Origin of the sequence: Streptomyces sp. NPDC048479, from assembly GCF_040651435.1 — a bacterium.
GTDB lineage: Bacteria > Actinomycetota > Actinomycetes > Streptomycetales > Streptomycetaceae > Streptomyces.
On record NZ_JBEZKA010000007.1, the window covers coordinates 122,204 to 136,320 of the forward strand.

The following is a 14,117-nucleotide window of genomic DNA, read 5'->3' on the forward strand; positions in this document are numbered from 1 at the left end:
GCGGAGCCGCGGTTCAGGAAAGGCCGCCCGGCTCAGGCGCGGTCCAGGCGGAGGCGGTCCGCCTTGGGGAGGCCCGCCACCACCAGGTCGTACGAGTCCTCGATCAGCTCCCGGACCATCCGGTCCGGGAGCTCGCCGACCGTCACCGTGTTCCAGTGGCGCTTGTTCATGTGATAGCCGGGGACGATCGCCGCATGGTCGGTACGCAGCTGGACCGCGATCTCCGGCTCGCACTTGAGGTTCACCCTCAGCGGCCGGGCGTCCAGCGCGCTGAGCGCGAAGAGTTTGCCGAGAACCTTGAACACCGAGGTCTCGGGCCCGAACGGGAACTCCTCCACCGCAGCGTTGAATTCGAGACAGAACGCCCTCAACTCCTGCGCCTTCATGCCGCCGCATCCCCCTCGGGCTTCCCGGGCACCGGCTCCGCCAGCACGGTGACGATTCTGTTCCGGCGGCCGGCCGGGGACTCCGCGGTCAGCCGCAGCGCACGCCCGTCCGGAAGGTCGACCACCGCGGACGCGCCCGCGATCGGCACCCGTCCCAGGGCCTTCGCCAGCAGTCCGCCGACGGTCTCCACATCCTCGTCGTCGAACTCGTCGAGCCCGTACAGCTCGCCGAGATCGTCGATGTCGAGGCGGGCGGTGACCCGGAAGCGGCCCTGGCCCAACTCCTCGACCTGCGGCAGCTCACGGTCGTACTCGTCGGTGATCTCGCCGACGATCTCCTCGAGGATGTCCTCGATCGTGACGATGCCGGCCGTGCCGCCGTACTCGTCGATGACGACAGCAACGTGGTTGCGCTTCTGCTGCATCTCGCGCAGCAGGTCTCCGGCGTTCTTGGTGTCGGGCACGAACACGGCGGGCCGCATCGCCGTGGAGACCAGATCGGCCTCCGAGTCGCGGTTGATGTGCGTCTTGCGGACCAGGTCCTTCAGATACACGATGCCCACGATGTCGTCCTCGTTCTCCCCGGTGACGGGGACGCGCGAGAAGCCGGAGCGCAGCGCCAGGGTCAGCGCCTGCCGGATCGTTTTGTAGCGCTCGATGCAGACCAGGTCGGTCCTGGGGACCATCAGTTCGCGTACGAGTGTGTCGCCGAGCTCGAAGACGGAGTGCACCATACGGCGCTCGTCGTCCTCGATCAGCGACTCCTGCTCGGCGAGGTCGACCATCGCCCGAAGCTCCGCCTCGCTCGCGAACGGGCCCTTGCGGAAGCCCTTTCCGGGCGTGAACGCGTTGCCGAGCAGGATCAGCAGTTGCGGGATCGGTCCCATGATGCGGGCGAGCGGAAGCAGAACGTACGCGGCCGCGGTGGCGGTGTTCAGCGGGTGCTGGCGGCCGATGGTGCGCGGCGAGACGCCCACCGCGACATACGAGACGAGCACCATCACGCCGATGGCGACGACCAGCGCCGTCCAGGTCTCCTTGAACTCCTCCAGGCAGACATAGGTGACGAGCACCCCGGCCGCCATCTCGCAGGACACCCGCACCAGCAGGGCGACATTGAGATATCGGGTCGGGTCGGCGCTGACCTGCGCCAGTTTCTCGGCGCCGCGCCGTCCGGAACGTACGGCTTCGGCCGCACGGAAACTGGAGACGCGGGCCAGGCCCGCCTCCGCGCACGCCGCCAGCCAGGCGACGACGACCAGCAGAATCGCGCCGAAGATCAGTTGACCGGTCATGAGACGGTCGGCGCCGGGGACGGACCGGTGTGGCCCTTCTCCGCCCGCCAGCCGTCGATGATCGCGGCCTGCAGACCGAACATCTCGGCCTTCTCGTCCGGCTCCTCGTGGTCGTAGCCCAGCAGATGCAGCGCTCCATGGACGGTCAGGAGCTGGAGCTCCTCGTCCATGGAGTGCTGTGTCGGGGCCTCTTCGCCCTGTTTCTTGGCGACTTCGGGACAGAGCACGATGTCACCGAGGAGCCCCTGTGGGGGCTCCTCGTCGTCCTTGACCGGCGGACGCAGCTCGTCCATCGGGAAGGACATGACATCGGTCGGACCGGGCAGGTCCATCCACTGGATGTGCAACTGCTCCATGGCGTCGGCGTCCACGACGATCACCGAGAGTTCGGAGAGCGGGTGGATTCGCATCCGCGCGAGCGCGTAGCGGGCGACATCGAGGATCGCCTGCTCGTCGACCTCGGTTCCGGATTCGTTGTTGACGTCGATCGACATGGTGCGCTGTTACTACTTCCCGTTCGGGTGCCCGTTTTGGCCGTCGTACTTCTCGTACGCGTCGACGATACGGCCGACGAGCTTGTGCCGTACGACATCCTGGCTCGTGAGCCGGGAGAAGTGCACGTCCTCGACACCCTCCAGGATGTGCTGGACCTGGCGCAGTCCGCTCTTCGTGCCGCTCGGCAGGTCGACCTGGGTGACGTCACCGGTGATGACGATCTTCGAGTCGAAGCCGAGCCGGGTCAGGAACATCTTCATCTGCTCGGCGCTGGTGTTCTGCGCCTCGTCGAGGATGATGAACGCGTCGTTGAGCGTCCGGCCGCGCATATACGCCAGCGGCGCGACCTCGATCGTGCCCGCCGCCATCAGCCGCGGGATCGAGTCGGGGTCGAGCATGTCGTGCAGCGCGTCGTACAGCGGCCGCAGATACGGGTCGATCTTCTCGTAGAGCGTGCCGGGCAGGAAGCCGAGGCGCTCGCCGGCTTCCACCGCAGGACGGGTCAGGATGATGCGGTTGGCCTGCTTGGACTGCAGGGCCTGGACCGCCTTGGCCATGGCGAGATATGTCTTGCCGGTACCGGCGGGGCCGATTCCGAACACGATCGTGTGCTTGTCGATCGCGTCGACGTACCGCTTCTGGTTGAGGGTCTTGGGGCGGATGGTCCGGCCGCGGCTGGAGAGGATGTTCTGGGTGAGCACCTCGGCCGGGGTCTCGACCGCGCCGTTGCCGCTTTCGCCTGCTCTGAGCATGGCGATCGAGCGTTCCACTGCGTCCTCCGTCATCGGCTGCCCGGTGCGGAGCACCAGCATCATCTCGTCGAACAGGCGCTGGATCAGAGCGACTTCCGCCGCGTCGCCGATCGCGCTCACCTGATTGCCCCGGACATGGATGTCGGCCGCCGGGAAGGCCTTCTCGATCACGCGCAGCAGGGCGTCACCCGAACCCAGGACCGTCACCATCGGATGCTTGGCGGGGACGGTGAAGTGGGCTCGCGCCTGCCCCGGCGCAGGGGTCTCGGCTGTAGGTGTCTGAGTCATGGGCCGGCTCTGTGGCCTGCACATACCTCCCGTTGCAGGGTTCTCGCTGCTCGACAACCTCTGGGACACCAAGCGTACGACTTGGCACTGACAAGGCCGAGGGCTTTTCCGGGGGCGTTACGGAGGGGCGGCTTCAGGCGGGGGCCGCAGGCGGGGGGTTTCAGGCGGAGCGGCCGAAGCCGATCGTCGGTACGGCACGGCGCAGCGGCCACGGCCGGGTGGGCGCGGGCAGCAGCGTCTCCAGGAACGCGTACCGGCGCAGGGCCGTCGGGTCCTGGTCGTCACAGCCCTGGACGTACTGCCACCACGCGGCGATCTCGGACCAGCCCGGCGCGGAGAGCGAGCCACCGAACTCCTGCACCGACAGGGCGGCGGTCAGCCCGGCGAAGGCGAGGCGGTCGGCGAGCGGCCAGCCCGCGAGCGTGCCGGTGACGAAACCGGCCACGAACACGTCACCGGCACCGGTCGGGTCGAGCGCCTCCACCTCGATGGCGGGGACCTGAGCGCTCTCGCCGGTCCCGCCGTCGACGGCGTACGCGCCCTCCGCGCCGAGGGTGACGACGGCCAGCGGAACCCGCTCGGCCAGGGCGTGGGCGGCGGCGCGGGGGCAGTCGGTGCGGGTGTAGCGCATCGCCTCTTCGGCATTGGGCAGGAAGGCCTCGCAGTGCTCCAGGTCGGCGAGGTCGTCCGGGTCCCAGCGGCCGCTCTCGTCCCAGCCGACGTCGGCGAAGACGCGGGTGCCCTTGCGGGCGGCCTGGGCGATCCACTCGTCGCGACCGGGCGTGAGAGAGGCGATGGCGGCCCTGGCGGGCGGCGGGCAGTCGGGCGCGGGCTCGGGCGGCGGGGCCTCGTGCCCGTGCGAGACCATCGTGCGCTCGCCCTCGTACGCCATGGAGACGGTGACGGGCGAGTGCCAGCCGGGCACGGTGCGGGAGAGCGCGAGGTCGATGCCCTCGCCCTGCGCGAGGGCGTCCCAGCAGTACTCGCCGTAGTGGTCGTCCCCGAACGCGGCGGCGAGGGAGGTACGCAGCCCGAGCCGGGCCAGGGCGGTGGCCATATTGGCGACACCACCGGGGCTGGAGCCCATGCCACGGGCCCAGGACTCGGTACCGCGGACGGGGGCGGACTCGAGGCCGGTGAAGATGATGTCGAGGAAGACACTGCCGGTGAGATAGACGTCGCAGTCCGGATCGGCTGGTCTCCGGAGCGCGGCGAGCGGGTCCAGGCAGGTGGCAGCGTGGTGCGGATACTCTCCGTGTCCAATGGTCACCGTGCCGCTCCCGGTACGTGGTGCAGATCAGGCCAGTCTGCCTGATGGGGGCGGGGGGTCGCGGGTGCGGGCCGGGGCGTAGGAAGTTTCCCCACCCCGCCCCTTCCCGATTCTGTCCTCAATCGCCGGACGGGCTGGTGTGCGGCAACCGCCGGACGGGCTGCGTGTGCAGCAACCGCCGGACGGGCGGCGTGTGCGGCTACCAGCGGGGGACGGGCGGCGCGACCCAGTCGGGCTCGGCGATCCGCATCGCCGCGGCGTCGTCGCGTTCGCGCATCGTGCCGTCGTCGTCGAGCCAGCGCCGGTGCAGGAGCGCCAGCCGCTCGCGGTCGAGTTCGACACCGAGGCCCGGAAGGTCGCAGACGGCGAGGCGGCCGTCGTTGAACTCGAGGCGCTCGGTGATGACGTCCTCGGTCTGCCATGGGTAGTGGCTGTCGCAGGCGTAGTCCAGATTGGGAACGACCGCGGCGACATGCGTCATCGCGGCGAGGCTTATACCGAGGTGGGTGTTGGAGTGCATGGACAGGCCGACCCCGTAAGTCCGGCAGATCACGGCCAGTTCACAGGTGTTGCGGAGCCCGCCCCAGTAGTGGTGGTCGGAGAGGACGACCTGAACGGCGCCGCGCGCGAAGGCCTCGGGGATCTCGGCGAAGGTCGTCACGCACATGTTCGTCGCGAGCGGAACATCGGTGCCGGCCGCGACCTCGGCCATCCGGGCCGTCGTGCTCGCCGGGTCCTCCAGGTACTCCAGTACGTCAGCGAGCTCCGCGGCGACCTTCAGCGAGGTCTCCACGGACCAGGCGCCGTTGGGGTCGAGCCGCAGCGGCCGCCCGGGGAAGGCCTCCGCCAGCGCGCGGACCGCCGCGATCTCCTCCGCGGGCGTGAAGACGCCGCCCTTGAGCTTGAAGGAGGCGAAGCCGTACTCGCGGGCGAAGCGCCGGGCCTGCGCGACAACGCCCGCCGGGTCCACGGCCGCGCCCCAGTCGTCGGACTCCCCGGCGCCGCCGGGGTGTTCGGCCCAACGGTAGAAGAGGTACGCGCTGTAGTCGACGGCGTCGCGCACCTTGCCGCCGAGCAGCGCGTGCACGGGCAGGCCGAGGGCCTTGCCGAGCGCGTCCAGGCAGGCGACCTCGAAGCCGGAGACGATGGAGAGCCGCAGCTTCTCGGCGGTCTGCGCACCGCGAAGGCCGCCGACGTCGAGGGCGTCCGCGCCGGTGGCCTGGGGCGAGTCGCCGCAGACCAGCGCCGCGAGCTGATGCAGCCCGTTCAGATCGCTGACCTGGCAGCCGGGCAGCACCTCCGCCAACGGCGCTGCCAGGTCGAGGTACTTGGTGTCGCCGTAGGTCTCGCCGACGCCGGTGATGCCTCCTGCCGTGACCACCTCGACGATCAGCCGCGGGGTGTACGGCTGGTGCACGCCCTGTGTGTTGAGCAGCGGCGGGTCGGCGACGAGGATCGGGGTGAGCCGCACCTCGGTGATCGTCAGGTCGTCGCGTGCGTTCATGCGGTGGCTCCTACCAGGTCGAGTCCGGCTGCGAGCAGTGCTTCGAGGTCCGCGAGGTCGTCGGGACCGGGTTCGGTGAGAGATGCGCGTACCGGCCCCACGGGCCTTCCGCGCAGCCGGGCCGCCGCCTTGACCAGCGACACGGCGTAACCGGGCACGTCCGCGGCCTGCCCCATGCTGTCTCCCTATATAGATGACGTACACGAATGAGAACGGAGATTAGATACGCGAACAGGAGTCGTCAATGGGCCCAGGTGCCCGGATTACGATCGGCGCATGTCGGAGACGGATTCGCAGAGGGAATCGGAGCCGGAATCGGAGCCGGCGCCGACGCCGCGAACCGGCGGCGTGCGCGAGGTGAAGTCGGCGGGCCGCACCGTCGAGCTGCTCGAAGTACTGGCGGAGCGCGGCGACCGCCCCGCCCGGCTCCGCGAGCTCGCGGAGAAACTGGGCGTACCTCGCAGCAGCATGTACGCGCTGCTGCAGACGCTCATCGACCGCGGCTGGGTCCGCACGGACGCCACCGGCTCGCTCTACGGCATCGGCATCCGGGCGCTGCTCACCGGCACCAGCTATCTGGACAGCGATCCGCTGGTACGCGCCGCCCGCCCGTATCTCGACGAGGCCTCGGACGCGCTCGGCGAGACGATCCATCTGGCCCGGCTGGACGGCGCGGACGTCGTCTATCTCGCGACCCGCGAGTCACATGAGTATGTGCGCACCTTCAGCCGGGTGGGCCGCCGGCTGCCCGCGCACGCGGGCGCGCTGGGCAAGGCGCTGCTGGCCGAGCGGCCGGACGAGCTGCTTCCCGAGGGCGAGTTGGAGCAGCTCACGCCCAACACCCACACCGACCGGGCCGTCCTCGCCGCCGACCTCGCCGCGATCCGCGAGCGCGGCTACGCCGTCGACCGCGAGGAGGGCGTGACCGGTATCGCGGGCTTCGGCTTCGCGCTGCGCCACGACGCGCCCGCAACGGACGCGATCAGCTGCTCGGTGCCGGTGGCACGGCTCACCGAGGAGCACGAGCGGCAGATCGTGGCGGTGATGAGGGAGGTCCGCGCGAAGATCGAGGCGACGGCGAGCCGGCGCTGAATCGCCGGAGGGGCTGAACATTCAGCCCGTCCGGCGATTGAGGACACCCCTCGAAGGTGCGATCGGCGTCCCGGAGGCGCAGCCCCCAGCGGCCCGGTCCCGCCCGCTACTCGGGGCGTCCGACCTCGAAGTCGTACGCCTCGACCTCGGCGATCAGCCGCGCCCGCCGCTCCTCGTCGTCGTCCAGGAAGGACGCCAGGAACGAATTGCGGGCCAGCTCACGCAGCTGCTCCTCAGTGAGCCCCAGTGCCTCGTGCACCGCATGGAAGGTGTCGCCGACGTAGCCGCCGAAGTATGCGGGGTCGTCGGAGTTGACCGTGCACAGCAGCCCCGCGTCCATCATCCGCCCCAGCGGGTGCTCCTCGAGGACGTCGACGGCCCGCAGCCGTACGTTCGACAGCGGGCAGAGCGTCAGCGGAACCCGCTCCCGTACCAGCCGCTCGACCAGTTCCGGATCCTCCATGCAGCGCAGCCCGTGGTCGATGCGCTCGACGCCCAGCACGTCCAGGGCCTCCCGGATGTACGCCGGCGGGCCCTCCTCGCCCGCATGTGCCACCTTGCGCAGCCCGAGCGCGTCCGCCGCCTCGTACACCTCGCGGAACTTCGACGGCGGATGCCCGGCCTCCGCCGAGTCCAGGCCCACCCCCGCGATCCGGTGCAGATAGGGCTTCGCGGCGTCGAGCGTCGCCATCGCCGACTCGGCGGACTCGTCCCGCAGGAAGCACATGATCAGCCGGGTGGAGACACCGTGCCGCTCCTCGCTGCGGTCGAGCGCGCGGGCCAGCCCGTCGATCACCGTGCCGATCGGGACACCGCGGGCGGTGTGCGCCTGCGGGTCGAAGAAGATCTCCGCGTGGCGCACGCCCTGCCCGGCGGCCCGCGCCAGATACGCGTCGGCCAGTTCGGCGAAGTCGTCCTCGGTGTGCAGGACGGACATCAGCCCGTAGTACAGATCGAGGAAGGACTGCAGGTCCTGGAAGAGGTAGGCGCGGCGCAGCTCTTCAGTGTCCTTGTACGGCAGTACGACGCTGTTGCGCGCGGCGAGCGCGAAGGCGAGCTCGGGCTCGAGGGTGCCTTCGATGTGCAGGTGCAGTTCGGCTTTGGGGAGGGGCATTGCCCCATCTTAGGCCGTTTCGCGCTCAGGTCCTTTTGGGAACGGGGATCCGCCACAGGTCCTGGGCGACGGTCAGCTCACCCTCGTAACCGGCGGCTCTGGCCTGCCGCTCGAACTCGTACGGGTCGCTGTAGCGCTGCGAGAAATGCGTCAGCACGAGATGCCGCACGCCCGCGTCGCGCGCCACGCGGGCCGCCTGGCCGGCGGTCAGGTGGCCGTGGTCCGACGCCAGTTGCTCGTCCTCGTCGAGGAAGGTGGACTCGATGACGAGCATGTCGCAGCCCTCGGCGAGCGCGTACACGCCGTCGCAGAGCCTGGTGTCCATGACGAAGGCGAAGCGCTGGCCCCTGCGTACCTCGCTCACATCGTCGAGGGTGACACCGTCGAACACGCCCTCGCGCTGCAGCCGGCCGACGCCCGGACCCTGGATGCCGTGCGCGGCCAGTTTCTCGGGCAGCATCCGGCGGCCGTCGGGCTCGGTGATCCGGTAGCCGTACGACTCGACGGGGTGCGAGAGCCTGTGGGCGTCGAGGGTGTACGCATCGGTCGTGGCCAGTACGGCACTGTCGCCACCCACCGGCTTCTGGTCCAGCGCCACCGTCTCGCGATAGGCCGTGGCGTACCGCAGCCGTTCGAAGAAGCGCTGTCCGCTCGCCGGGTAGTGCGCGGTGACCGGGTGCGGGACCCGGTCGAGGTTGATCCGCTGGATCACGCCGGCCAGCCCGAGCGAATGGTCGCCGTGGAAGTGCGTGACGCAGATCCGGTTGATGTCGTGCGCGGCGACACCGGCGCGCAGCATCTGGCGCTGGGTGCCCTCGCCGGGGTCGAAGAGGATGCCCTCGCCGTCCCAGCGCAGCAGATAGCCGTTGTGGTTGCGGTGCCGGGTGGGGACCTGGCTGGCGGTGCCGAGCACCACCAATTCACGTACGGACAAGTCGGTGTACCCGCTACCCGGGAGGCCACTCGAGGCCGCGGCCGCCCAGCAGATGCGCGTGCGCGTGGAAGACGGTCTGGCCTGCGCCCGCGCCGGTGTTGAAGACGATGCGGTAGCCGGCGCCGTCGACCTTCTCCTCACCGGCGACCTCGCCGGCCTCCCGCAGCACATCGGCGGCGAGCTGCGGCGCCGCGGCGGCGAGGGTGGCGGCGTCGCGGTAGTGCGCCTTGGGGATGACCAGGATGTGCGTCGGGGCCTGGGGGTTGATGTCGCGGAAGGCGACGATGGTCTCCGTCTCCCGTACGACGGTGGCCGGCACCTCCCCCGCGACAATCTTGCAGAACAGGCAGTCAGCCTGCGGTTCTCCCGCCATGACCGGGGTCCTCCTCGCGTGTGGTCGGTACCGACGGCATCGTATAGCCCGCGTCCGGACAGGTCCGCCGCGGCGGGGGTCAAGTGTGCCGAGCCCCTTTGCCCGTCCGCCACGACGGCCGGCGGTCACAACGGCCGGCGCCCACGACTGCGCCCACGACTGCGCGAACCGAGCGGCGGTCACGCACGGGAGCGACCGCCGGCGAATCCGGGCGGCGCTCCGCGGCGCCAACCGGCCGTCACGCATTCCGCGGCAGGCCTCGCCGGCTCTGCCTACGGCAGGCTCGGCGCCGACTTCGCGGGGTTCTCCGACAGGACCGCCAGCGCCATCCGGACCGCCTCGTCCAGCTGCGGGTCGCGGCCCGCCGCGTGGTCCTGTGGCGTCATGACAACCTCCACGTCCGGGTCCACACCGTGGTTCTCCACACCCCACTCGTAACCCTCCAGCCAGAAGGCGTACTTCGGCTGCGTGACCAGTGTGCCGTCGACCAGGGAGTACCGGCTGTCGATGCCGACCACGCCGCCCCAGGTCCGCGTGCCCACCACGGGGCCGATGCCCAGCGCCTTGATCGCCGCGTTGACGATGTCGCCGTCCGAGCCCGAGAACTCGTTCGCCACGGCCACCACCGGGCCGCGCGGCGCGTCCTGCGGATAGCTCTGCGGCTGCATCCCGCGCGGCAGGTCCCAGCCCACGATGCGCCGCGCCAGCTTCTCCACCACGAGCTGCGACGTGTGGCCGCCGCGGTTCTCCCGGACGTCCACCACCAGGCCCTCCTTCGCGACCTCGACCCGCAGATCGCGGTGGATCTGGGCCCAGCCCGGCGCCTGCATGTCCGGCACGTGGAGATAGCCCAGTCGGCCCCCGGACCGCTCGTGGACGTAACTACGCCGGTCGGCGACCCACGCGTGGTACCGCAGCGGCTCCTCGTCCGCGAGCGGGACGACCACCGCGTGCCGCGGATCGCCGCCGCCCGCCGGGGAGATGGTGAGCTCGACGGCCTTGCCCGCCGCGCCGACCAGCAGCGGCCCCGGCCCGGTGACCTCGTCCACCGGTCTTCCGTCCACCGCGAGAATCGCGTCCCCGGCGCGCACCGCGACGCCGGGCGCGGCGAGCGGTGAGTGGGCCTGCGGGTCGGAGGTCTCGGTCGGCAGGATGCGGTCGACGCGCCAAGTACCGTCCGCGGAACGGGAGATGTCCGCGCCCAGCAGCCCCTGCCGCGCCGCGGCGCTGCCGTAGCCGCCCCGGGGCGTGACATACGCGTGCGAGGTGCCCAGTTCGCCCTGCACCTCCCAGAGCAGGTCCATCAGGTCGTCGTGCGTGGCCAGCCGGGAGAGGACCGGACGGTACCGCTCCAGTACGCCGTCCCAGTCGACGCCGCCGAGATCCGCGCGCCAGAAGTTGTCGCGCATCAGCCGCCCGGCCTCGTCGTACATCTGCCGCCACTCCGCGGCCGGGTCGACACTGCTGCGTACGCGGGCGAGATCGACGGTGATGTTGGTATCGCTGTCCTCGTCGCGCGAGGGCCTGCGGTCACTCGGTACGACCTTCAGCTTGCCGTCCACGTACAGCAGCACCCGCTTGCCGTCACCGCTGACGTCGAAGCTTGTGGCGTCCGGGACGAGTTCCTCGATGCGCTGCTGGACCAGGTCGTACCGCTCCAGCGCGGTCTTCGGCCCCGGGTCGTCGGGCGTGGCCCGGGTCGCGCCCAGGACACCCCGCATCGGATGGCTCAGCCACAGCAGTCCTTCCTTGGCGGCGCGCAGCGTGGAGTAGCGGCCCGCCTCGACGGGGAACGGCACTATCCGGTCGGCGAGTCCGTCGAGATCGATACGGGTGACGGGGGCGCCGCTCTCCTCACCGTCCTGCCGCTGGTCCCTGCCCCGATCGTCCTTGTCCGCTTCGAAGGCCCGGCCGTGGCGCTGCGGCCCGAACGGCGACGGGGTCGTGGCGGCCAGCGTGATCAGATGCGGGCGGCAGCCGCCGACGAAGGCCAGATCGAAGACATGCGTGTCGTAGACCGGGTCGAAGGCGCGCTCGGAGAGGAACGCCAGATGCTTGCCGTCGAGCGTGAACGCGGGCTGGAAGTCGCGGAAGCGCAGCGGGGTCGCCTCGGAGACGGACAGATCCGCGGTGTTGGCGAGCTTGAGCTGGCGCAGCGGGGACGGTCCCGGATGTGACCAGGCGAGCCAGCCCGAGTCCGGCGAGAAGACCAGGCCGGTGGCGTGGCCGTGCTCGCTGCGGTCGACCTCGCGGACCTCGCCGCTCTCCCGCTCGACGAGCAGCACCCGGCCGTCGTGCGAGGCGACCGCGGCACGGGTGCCGTCGGGAGCAACGGCAAGGCTGAGTACCCGGCCGAGCCGGCCCGCGCCCAGCCTGCGCGGTGTCGCCCCGGGCGCCGGGCCGACGGCCGGTGCGAACTCGAGGGCGTCGTCCCCCTCGGCGTCCGTCACCCAGACCACATGCTCCTCGCCGTCAGCCCGGAAGGTGCGCGGCAGCCTGGCCCGTACGCCGGGCTGCACGCCGAGCGCCCGCGCGGGACCTTCGCGGTGGGTGACCCAGTGGACGCCGCCACGAATCTCCACCGCGCTGCCGCGCCCGGTGTGGTCGGGGGCCGCGGTGCCGAGATGGCGGTCGGCCTTGACGGGGCGCGGCCGCAGATCGGTGCGCTGGCCGCCGAGGCGGATGTCGAGCCGGCGGGGCCCGTCGCTCTCGAGGCCGTCGAGCAGCCACAGTTCACCGGCGGCGGCGTACACGACCCGGGTGCCGTCGGTGGCGGCATGGCGGGCGTAGAAACCGTCGATCCCGGTGTGGCGGCGCAGCTCCGAACCGTCCGGCAGCGACGAGTAGACGGCTCCGACACCTTCGTGGTCGGAGAGGAAGGCAACGCGCTCCCCCACCCACAGCGGATACTCGACATTCCCGTCGAGGTCCTCGTGGAGGCGTACGAACTCGCCCTCGCCCGGCCGGTCGATCCACAACTTGCCCGCGGTGCCGCCCCGGTAGCGCTTCCAGGCGGCGGCCTCCCGCCCCATGGTGGCCGAGAGCAGCAGCGTGTGCCGGCCGAACGCCACATCACCGACCGGTCCGTACGGCAGGACGGTGGCGGGCCCGCCGTCGAGCGGCACGGCCCGCGCCCAGCTGCGGCGCAGCGAGGCCTGGCCGTACGTACTGATCGCGAGGACCTCGCCGTCCGGCGTCCAGCCGCGTACGGACGTCTTCCCGCTGCCCCAGTGCGTCAGCCGGTCCGAAGGACCGCCGTCGACGGGCGCGAGATGCACTTCGGGCGCGCCGTCACGGCGTGAGGACCAGGCGATGTGCGCGCCGTCGGGCGAGATCCTCGGATGGTCCACCGGTACGTTGTCGGCGCTGACGCGCCACGCCCGGCCGCCGTCGAGCGGCGCGACCCAGACGTCGTCCTCTGCGGTGAAGGCGATCAACTCGCCGTGGACATGCGGATACCGAAGGTAGGCAGGCTGCGTCACACCGTCACCCTAGGCAGGTGGCCACCGCCCGGTCACGGCTTTCCGATCACTTGGCCTGGTCGGGTGTCGCGGTCACGGTGACCGTGACGGTGACGGTGGGCCGCGGCGGGTCGCCCGGGCGGTGGGTGACGGGCGGGGTGCGGTTGGGCGTGCGGGTCGGCGTGCCTGCGCAGTTGCCGAGGACGTCGGCCTGGAAGACGACCTTGCCATTGACCTTGGCGATGAGATCGCCGCGTACGCACTTCCCGGAACGCTCCTCCGTGACCTTGCCCTTGAGTGTGATGTCCTGGCCGATACCGGTCTTGCCCTGGCAGTCGACGGTGGCCACGCTCCGGGCGGAGGGCGACGCGGACACTGTGCCGGCCGCCTTGGGGCCGCCCCTCAATGTCGCCGTACAGCTGAGCCACCGCACATCGAAGCCCAGTCGCTCCAGCGTGCTGGTGCCCGTCCTGTCGGTGGTGACGGCGACGGCGACGGAGCTCAGCCCGCCCGTCGGCTCACAGGCCGCAACGCCCACAACTGCCGCACCGGCAGCGCCGATTGCGGCAAGAGTGCGCCGGTGTCGTACTCGTCTCAAGCCCCGCATGGAGGGCAGGGTGTCACCGAGTACCCGTAAGGAAAAGAGTGGTTGCGGCCACCTTTCCCCCGTACGGTCATGCAATGGCCAGGAAGCTGATCCGGACGCGCCGGCTCGTCGTCGACGAGAACACCGTCTACATGTGGTCGGTCCGTCATAAGCACGCGCGCGCCGACGGCCGTTGTACGGACTGCCGCACCACGCTCTCGCTGCGGCGCGAGGGGACGACGGCTCGCCTGGAGCTCGCTTTCCGGGCGGGCCCGGGCCGGTTCATCGCCGAGGGCTACTGGGAATCGGGCTCGGTGGGCGACTCCGGGCAGAACTGGGTGAACCTCTACGAGCCGGGGTCCGCGCGGCGGCTTCTCGACGAGGCGACGGCGCGCGGGCTGCTGCCCACCGCGGCAGGCACGACCGAGGTCGACGGCTGGCCGCTGTTCGACGCGGTGGTGGCGCTCGGCACGGGCGACCAGGGCTCGGGCGTGTCCTAGCGAGGCAGCCGCCGCTTCAGGACCAGCGGCCGGTACGGCCCAGCAGCAGCGCCGTGGCGGCGGGCGG

Annotated in this window: 13 protein-coding genes and 1 pseudogene; 2 read left to right on the forward strand and 12 right to left on the reverse strand. The window is 70.9% G+C overall.

Going from position 1 to position 14,117, the window contains the following annotated elements:
* Positions 1-32 precede the first annotated feature (32 nt).
* The 7 genes and pseudogenes from AB0D12_RS13660 to AB0D12_RS13690 form a co-directional block, all read right to left on the reverse strand.
* Entirely contained in the window at positions 33-386 is a 354-nt protein-coding gene (locus tag AB0D12_RS13660) for an MmcQ/YjbR family DNA-binding protein (protein ID WP_362680871.1), read from the reverse strand.
* Complete coding sequence (locus AB0D12_RS13665) at positions 383-1,681, reverse strand: hemolysin family protein (RefSeq protein WP_362680874.1); 1,299 nt, start codon at positions 1,679-1,681, stop codon at positions 383-385. Before AB0D12_RS13665 ends, AB0D12_RS13660 begins: the two co-directional genes overlap by 4 nt.
* Positions 1,678-2,175 carry an rRNA maturation RNase YbeY gene (ybeY, locus tag AB0D12_RS13670; protein WP_362680877.1) on the reverse strand — a complete coding sequence of 166 codons (498 nt, stop codon included), beginning with the start codon at positions 2,173-2,175 and terminating at the stop codon, positions 1,678-1,680. The genes AB0D12_RS13665 and ybeY overlap by 4 nt, the downstream gene beginning before the upstream one ends.
* A gap of 12 nt (positions 2,176-2,187) precedes the next feature.
* The gene (locus AB0D12_RS13675) at positions 2,188-3,216 is read right to left on the reverse strand and encodes a PhoH family protein (protein WP_362680880.1); all 1,029 of its coding nucleotides are present in this window, start codon (positions 3,214-3,216) and stop codon (positions 2,188-2,190) included.
* 160 nt (positions 3,217-3,376) lie between these two features.
* Entirely contained in the window at positions 3,377-4,486 is a 1,110-nt protein-coding gene (locus AB0D12_RS13680) for a PfkB family carbohydrate kinase (RefSeq protein ID WP_362680883.1), read from the reverse strand.
* Positions 4,487-4,685: 199 nt separating this feature from the next.
* Positions 4,686-5,990 carry a glucarate dehydratase family protein gene (locus tag AB0D12_RS13685; RefSeq protein ID WP_362680886.1) on the reverse strand — a complete coding sequence of 435 codons (1,305 nt, stop codon included), beginning with the start codon at positions 5,988-5,990 and terminating at the stop codon, positions 4,686-4,688.
* Positions 5,987-6,148 (reverse strand): annotated as a pseudogene (locus AB0D12_RS13690) (5-dehydro-4-deoxyglucarate dehydratase); the annotation flags it as partial. The pseudogene AB0D12_RS13690 and the gene AB0D12_RS13685, both read right to left, overlap by 4 nt.
* A 118-nt stretch (positions 6,149-6,266) precedes the next feature.
* On the opposite strand from AB0D12_RS13690, the gene AB0D12_RS13695 reads away from it, so the two are divergent.
* On the forward strand, positions 6,267-7,082 hold the full coding sequence (locus tag AB0D12_RS13695) for an IclR family transcriptional regulator (RefSeq protein ID WP_362680889.1): 816 nt from the start codon (positions 6,267-6,269) through the stop codon (positions 7,080-7,082).
* Positions 7,083-7,188: 106 nt separating this feature from the next.
* Here the strand turns inward: AB0D12_RS13695 and AB0D12_RS13700 are convergent, their stop codons facing one another.
* The 5 genes from AB0D12_RS13700 to AB0D12_RS13720 all read right to left on the reverse strand — a co-directional run bounded on the left by AB0D12_RS13700 (position 7,189) and on the right by AB0D12_RS13720 (position 13,571).
* On the reverse strand, positions 7,189-8,196 hold the full coding sequence (locus tag AB0D12_RS13700; protein WP_362680892.1) for an adenosine deaminase: 1,008 nt from the start codon (positions 8,194-8,196) through the stop codon (positions 7,189-7,191).
* Between the two features lie 25 nt (positions 8,197-8,221).
* Positions 8,222-9,130 carry a ribonuclease Z gene (locus AB0D12_RS13705; protein WP_362680895.1) on the reverse strand — a complete coding sequence of 303 codons (909 nt, stop codon included), beginning with the start codon at positions 9,128-9,130 and terminating at the stop codon, positions 8,222-8,224.
* Between the two features lie 13 nt (positions 9,131-9,143).
* Complete coding sequence (locus AB0D12_RS13710; protein WP_362680898.1) at positions 9,144-9,503, reverse strand: histidine triad nucleotide-binding protein; 360 nt, start codon at positions 9,501-9,503, stop codon at positions 9,144-9,146.
* 272 nt (positions 9,504-9,775) lie between these two features.
* Entirely contained in the window at positions 9,776-12,985 is a 3,210-nt protein-coding gene (locus tag AB0D12_RS13715; protein WP_362680901.1) for a S41 family peptidase, read from the reverse strand.
* Positions 12,986-13,031: 46 nt separating this feature from the next.
* Complete coding sequence (locus AB0D12_RS13720; protein WP_362680904.1) at positions 13,032-13,571, reverse strand: hypothetical protein; 540 nt, start codon at positions 13,569-13,571, stop codon at positions 13,032-13,034.
* Between the two features lie 74 nt (positions 13,572-13,645).
* On the opposite strand from AB0D12_RS13720, the gene AB0D12_RS13725 reads away from it, so the two are divergent.
* Positions 13,646-14,050, forward strand: a complete 405-nt coding sequence (locus AB0D12_RS13725) for a hypothetical protein (protein ID WP_362680907.1) — start codon at positions 13,646-13,648, stop codon at positions 14,048-14,050.
* Positions 14,051-14,117 lie beyond the last annotated feature (67 nt).

Excerpts from the sequence above, each read along its gene's own strand:
- AB0D12_RS13660 (WP_362680871.1), bottom strand. The coding sequence starts at position 386 with ATGAAGGCGCAGGAGTTGAGGGCGTTCTGTCTCGAATTCAACGCTGCG.
- AB0D12_RS13665 (WP_362680874.1), bottom strand. The coding sequence starts at position 1,681 with ATGACCGGTCAACTGATCTTCGGCGCGATTCTGCTGGTCGTCGTCGCC.
- ybeY (WP_362680877.1), bottom strand. The coding sequence starts at position 2,175 with ATGTCGATCGACGTCAACAACGAATCCGGAACCGAGGTCGACGAGCAG.
- AB0D12_RS13675 (WP_362680880.1), bottom strand. The coding sequence starts at position 3,216 with ATGACTCAGACACCTACAGCCGAGACCCCTGCGCCGGGGCAGGCGCGA.
- AB0D12_RS13685 (WP_362680886.1), bottom strand. The coding sequence starts at position 5,990 with ATGAACGCACGCGACGACCTGACGATCACCGAGGTGCGGCTCACCCCG.
- AB0D12_RS13695 (WP_362680889.1), top strand. The coding sequence starts at position 6,267 with ATGTCGGAGACGGATTCGCAGAGGGAATCGGAGCCGGAATCGGAGCCG.
- AB0D12_RS13700 (WP_362680892.1), bottom strand. The coding sequence starts at position 8,196 with ATGCCCCTCCCCAAAGCCGAACTGCACCTGCACATCGAAGGCACCCTC.
- AB0D12_RS13710 (WP_362680898.1), bottom strand. The coding sequence starts at position 9,503 with ATGGCGGGAGAACCGCAGGCTGACTGCCTGTTCTGCAAGATTGTCGCG.
- AB0D12_RS13720 (WP_362680904.1), bottom strand. The coding sequence starts at position 13,571 with ATGCGGGGCTTGAGACGAGTACGACACCGGCGCACTCTTGCCGCAATC.
- AB0D12_RS13725 (WP_362680907.1), top strand. The coding sequence starts at position 13,646 with ATGGCCAGGAAGCTGATCCGGACGCGCCGGCTCGTCGTCGACGAGAAC.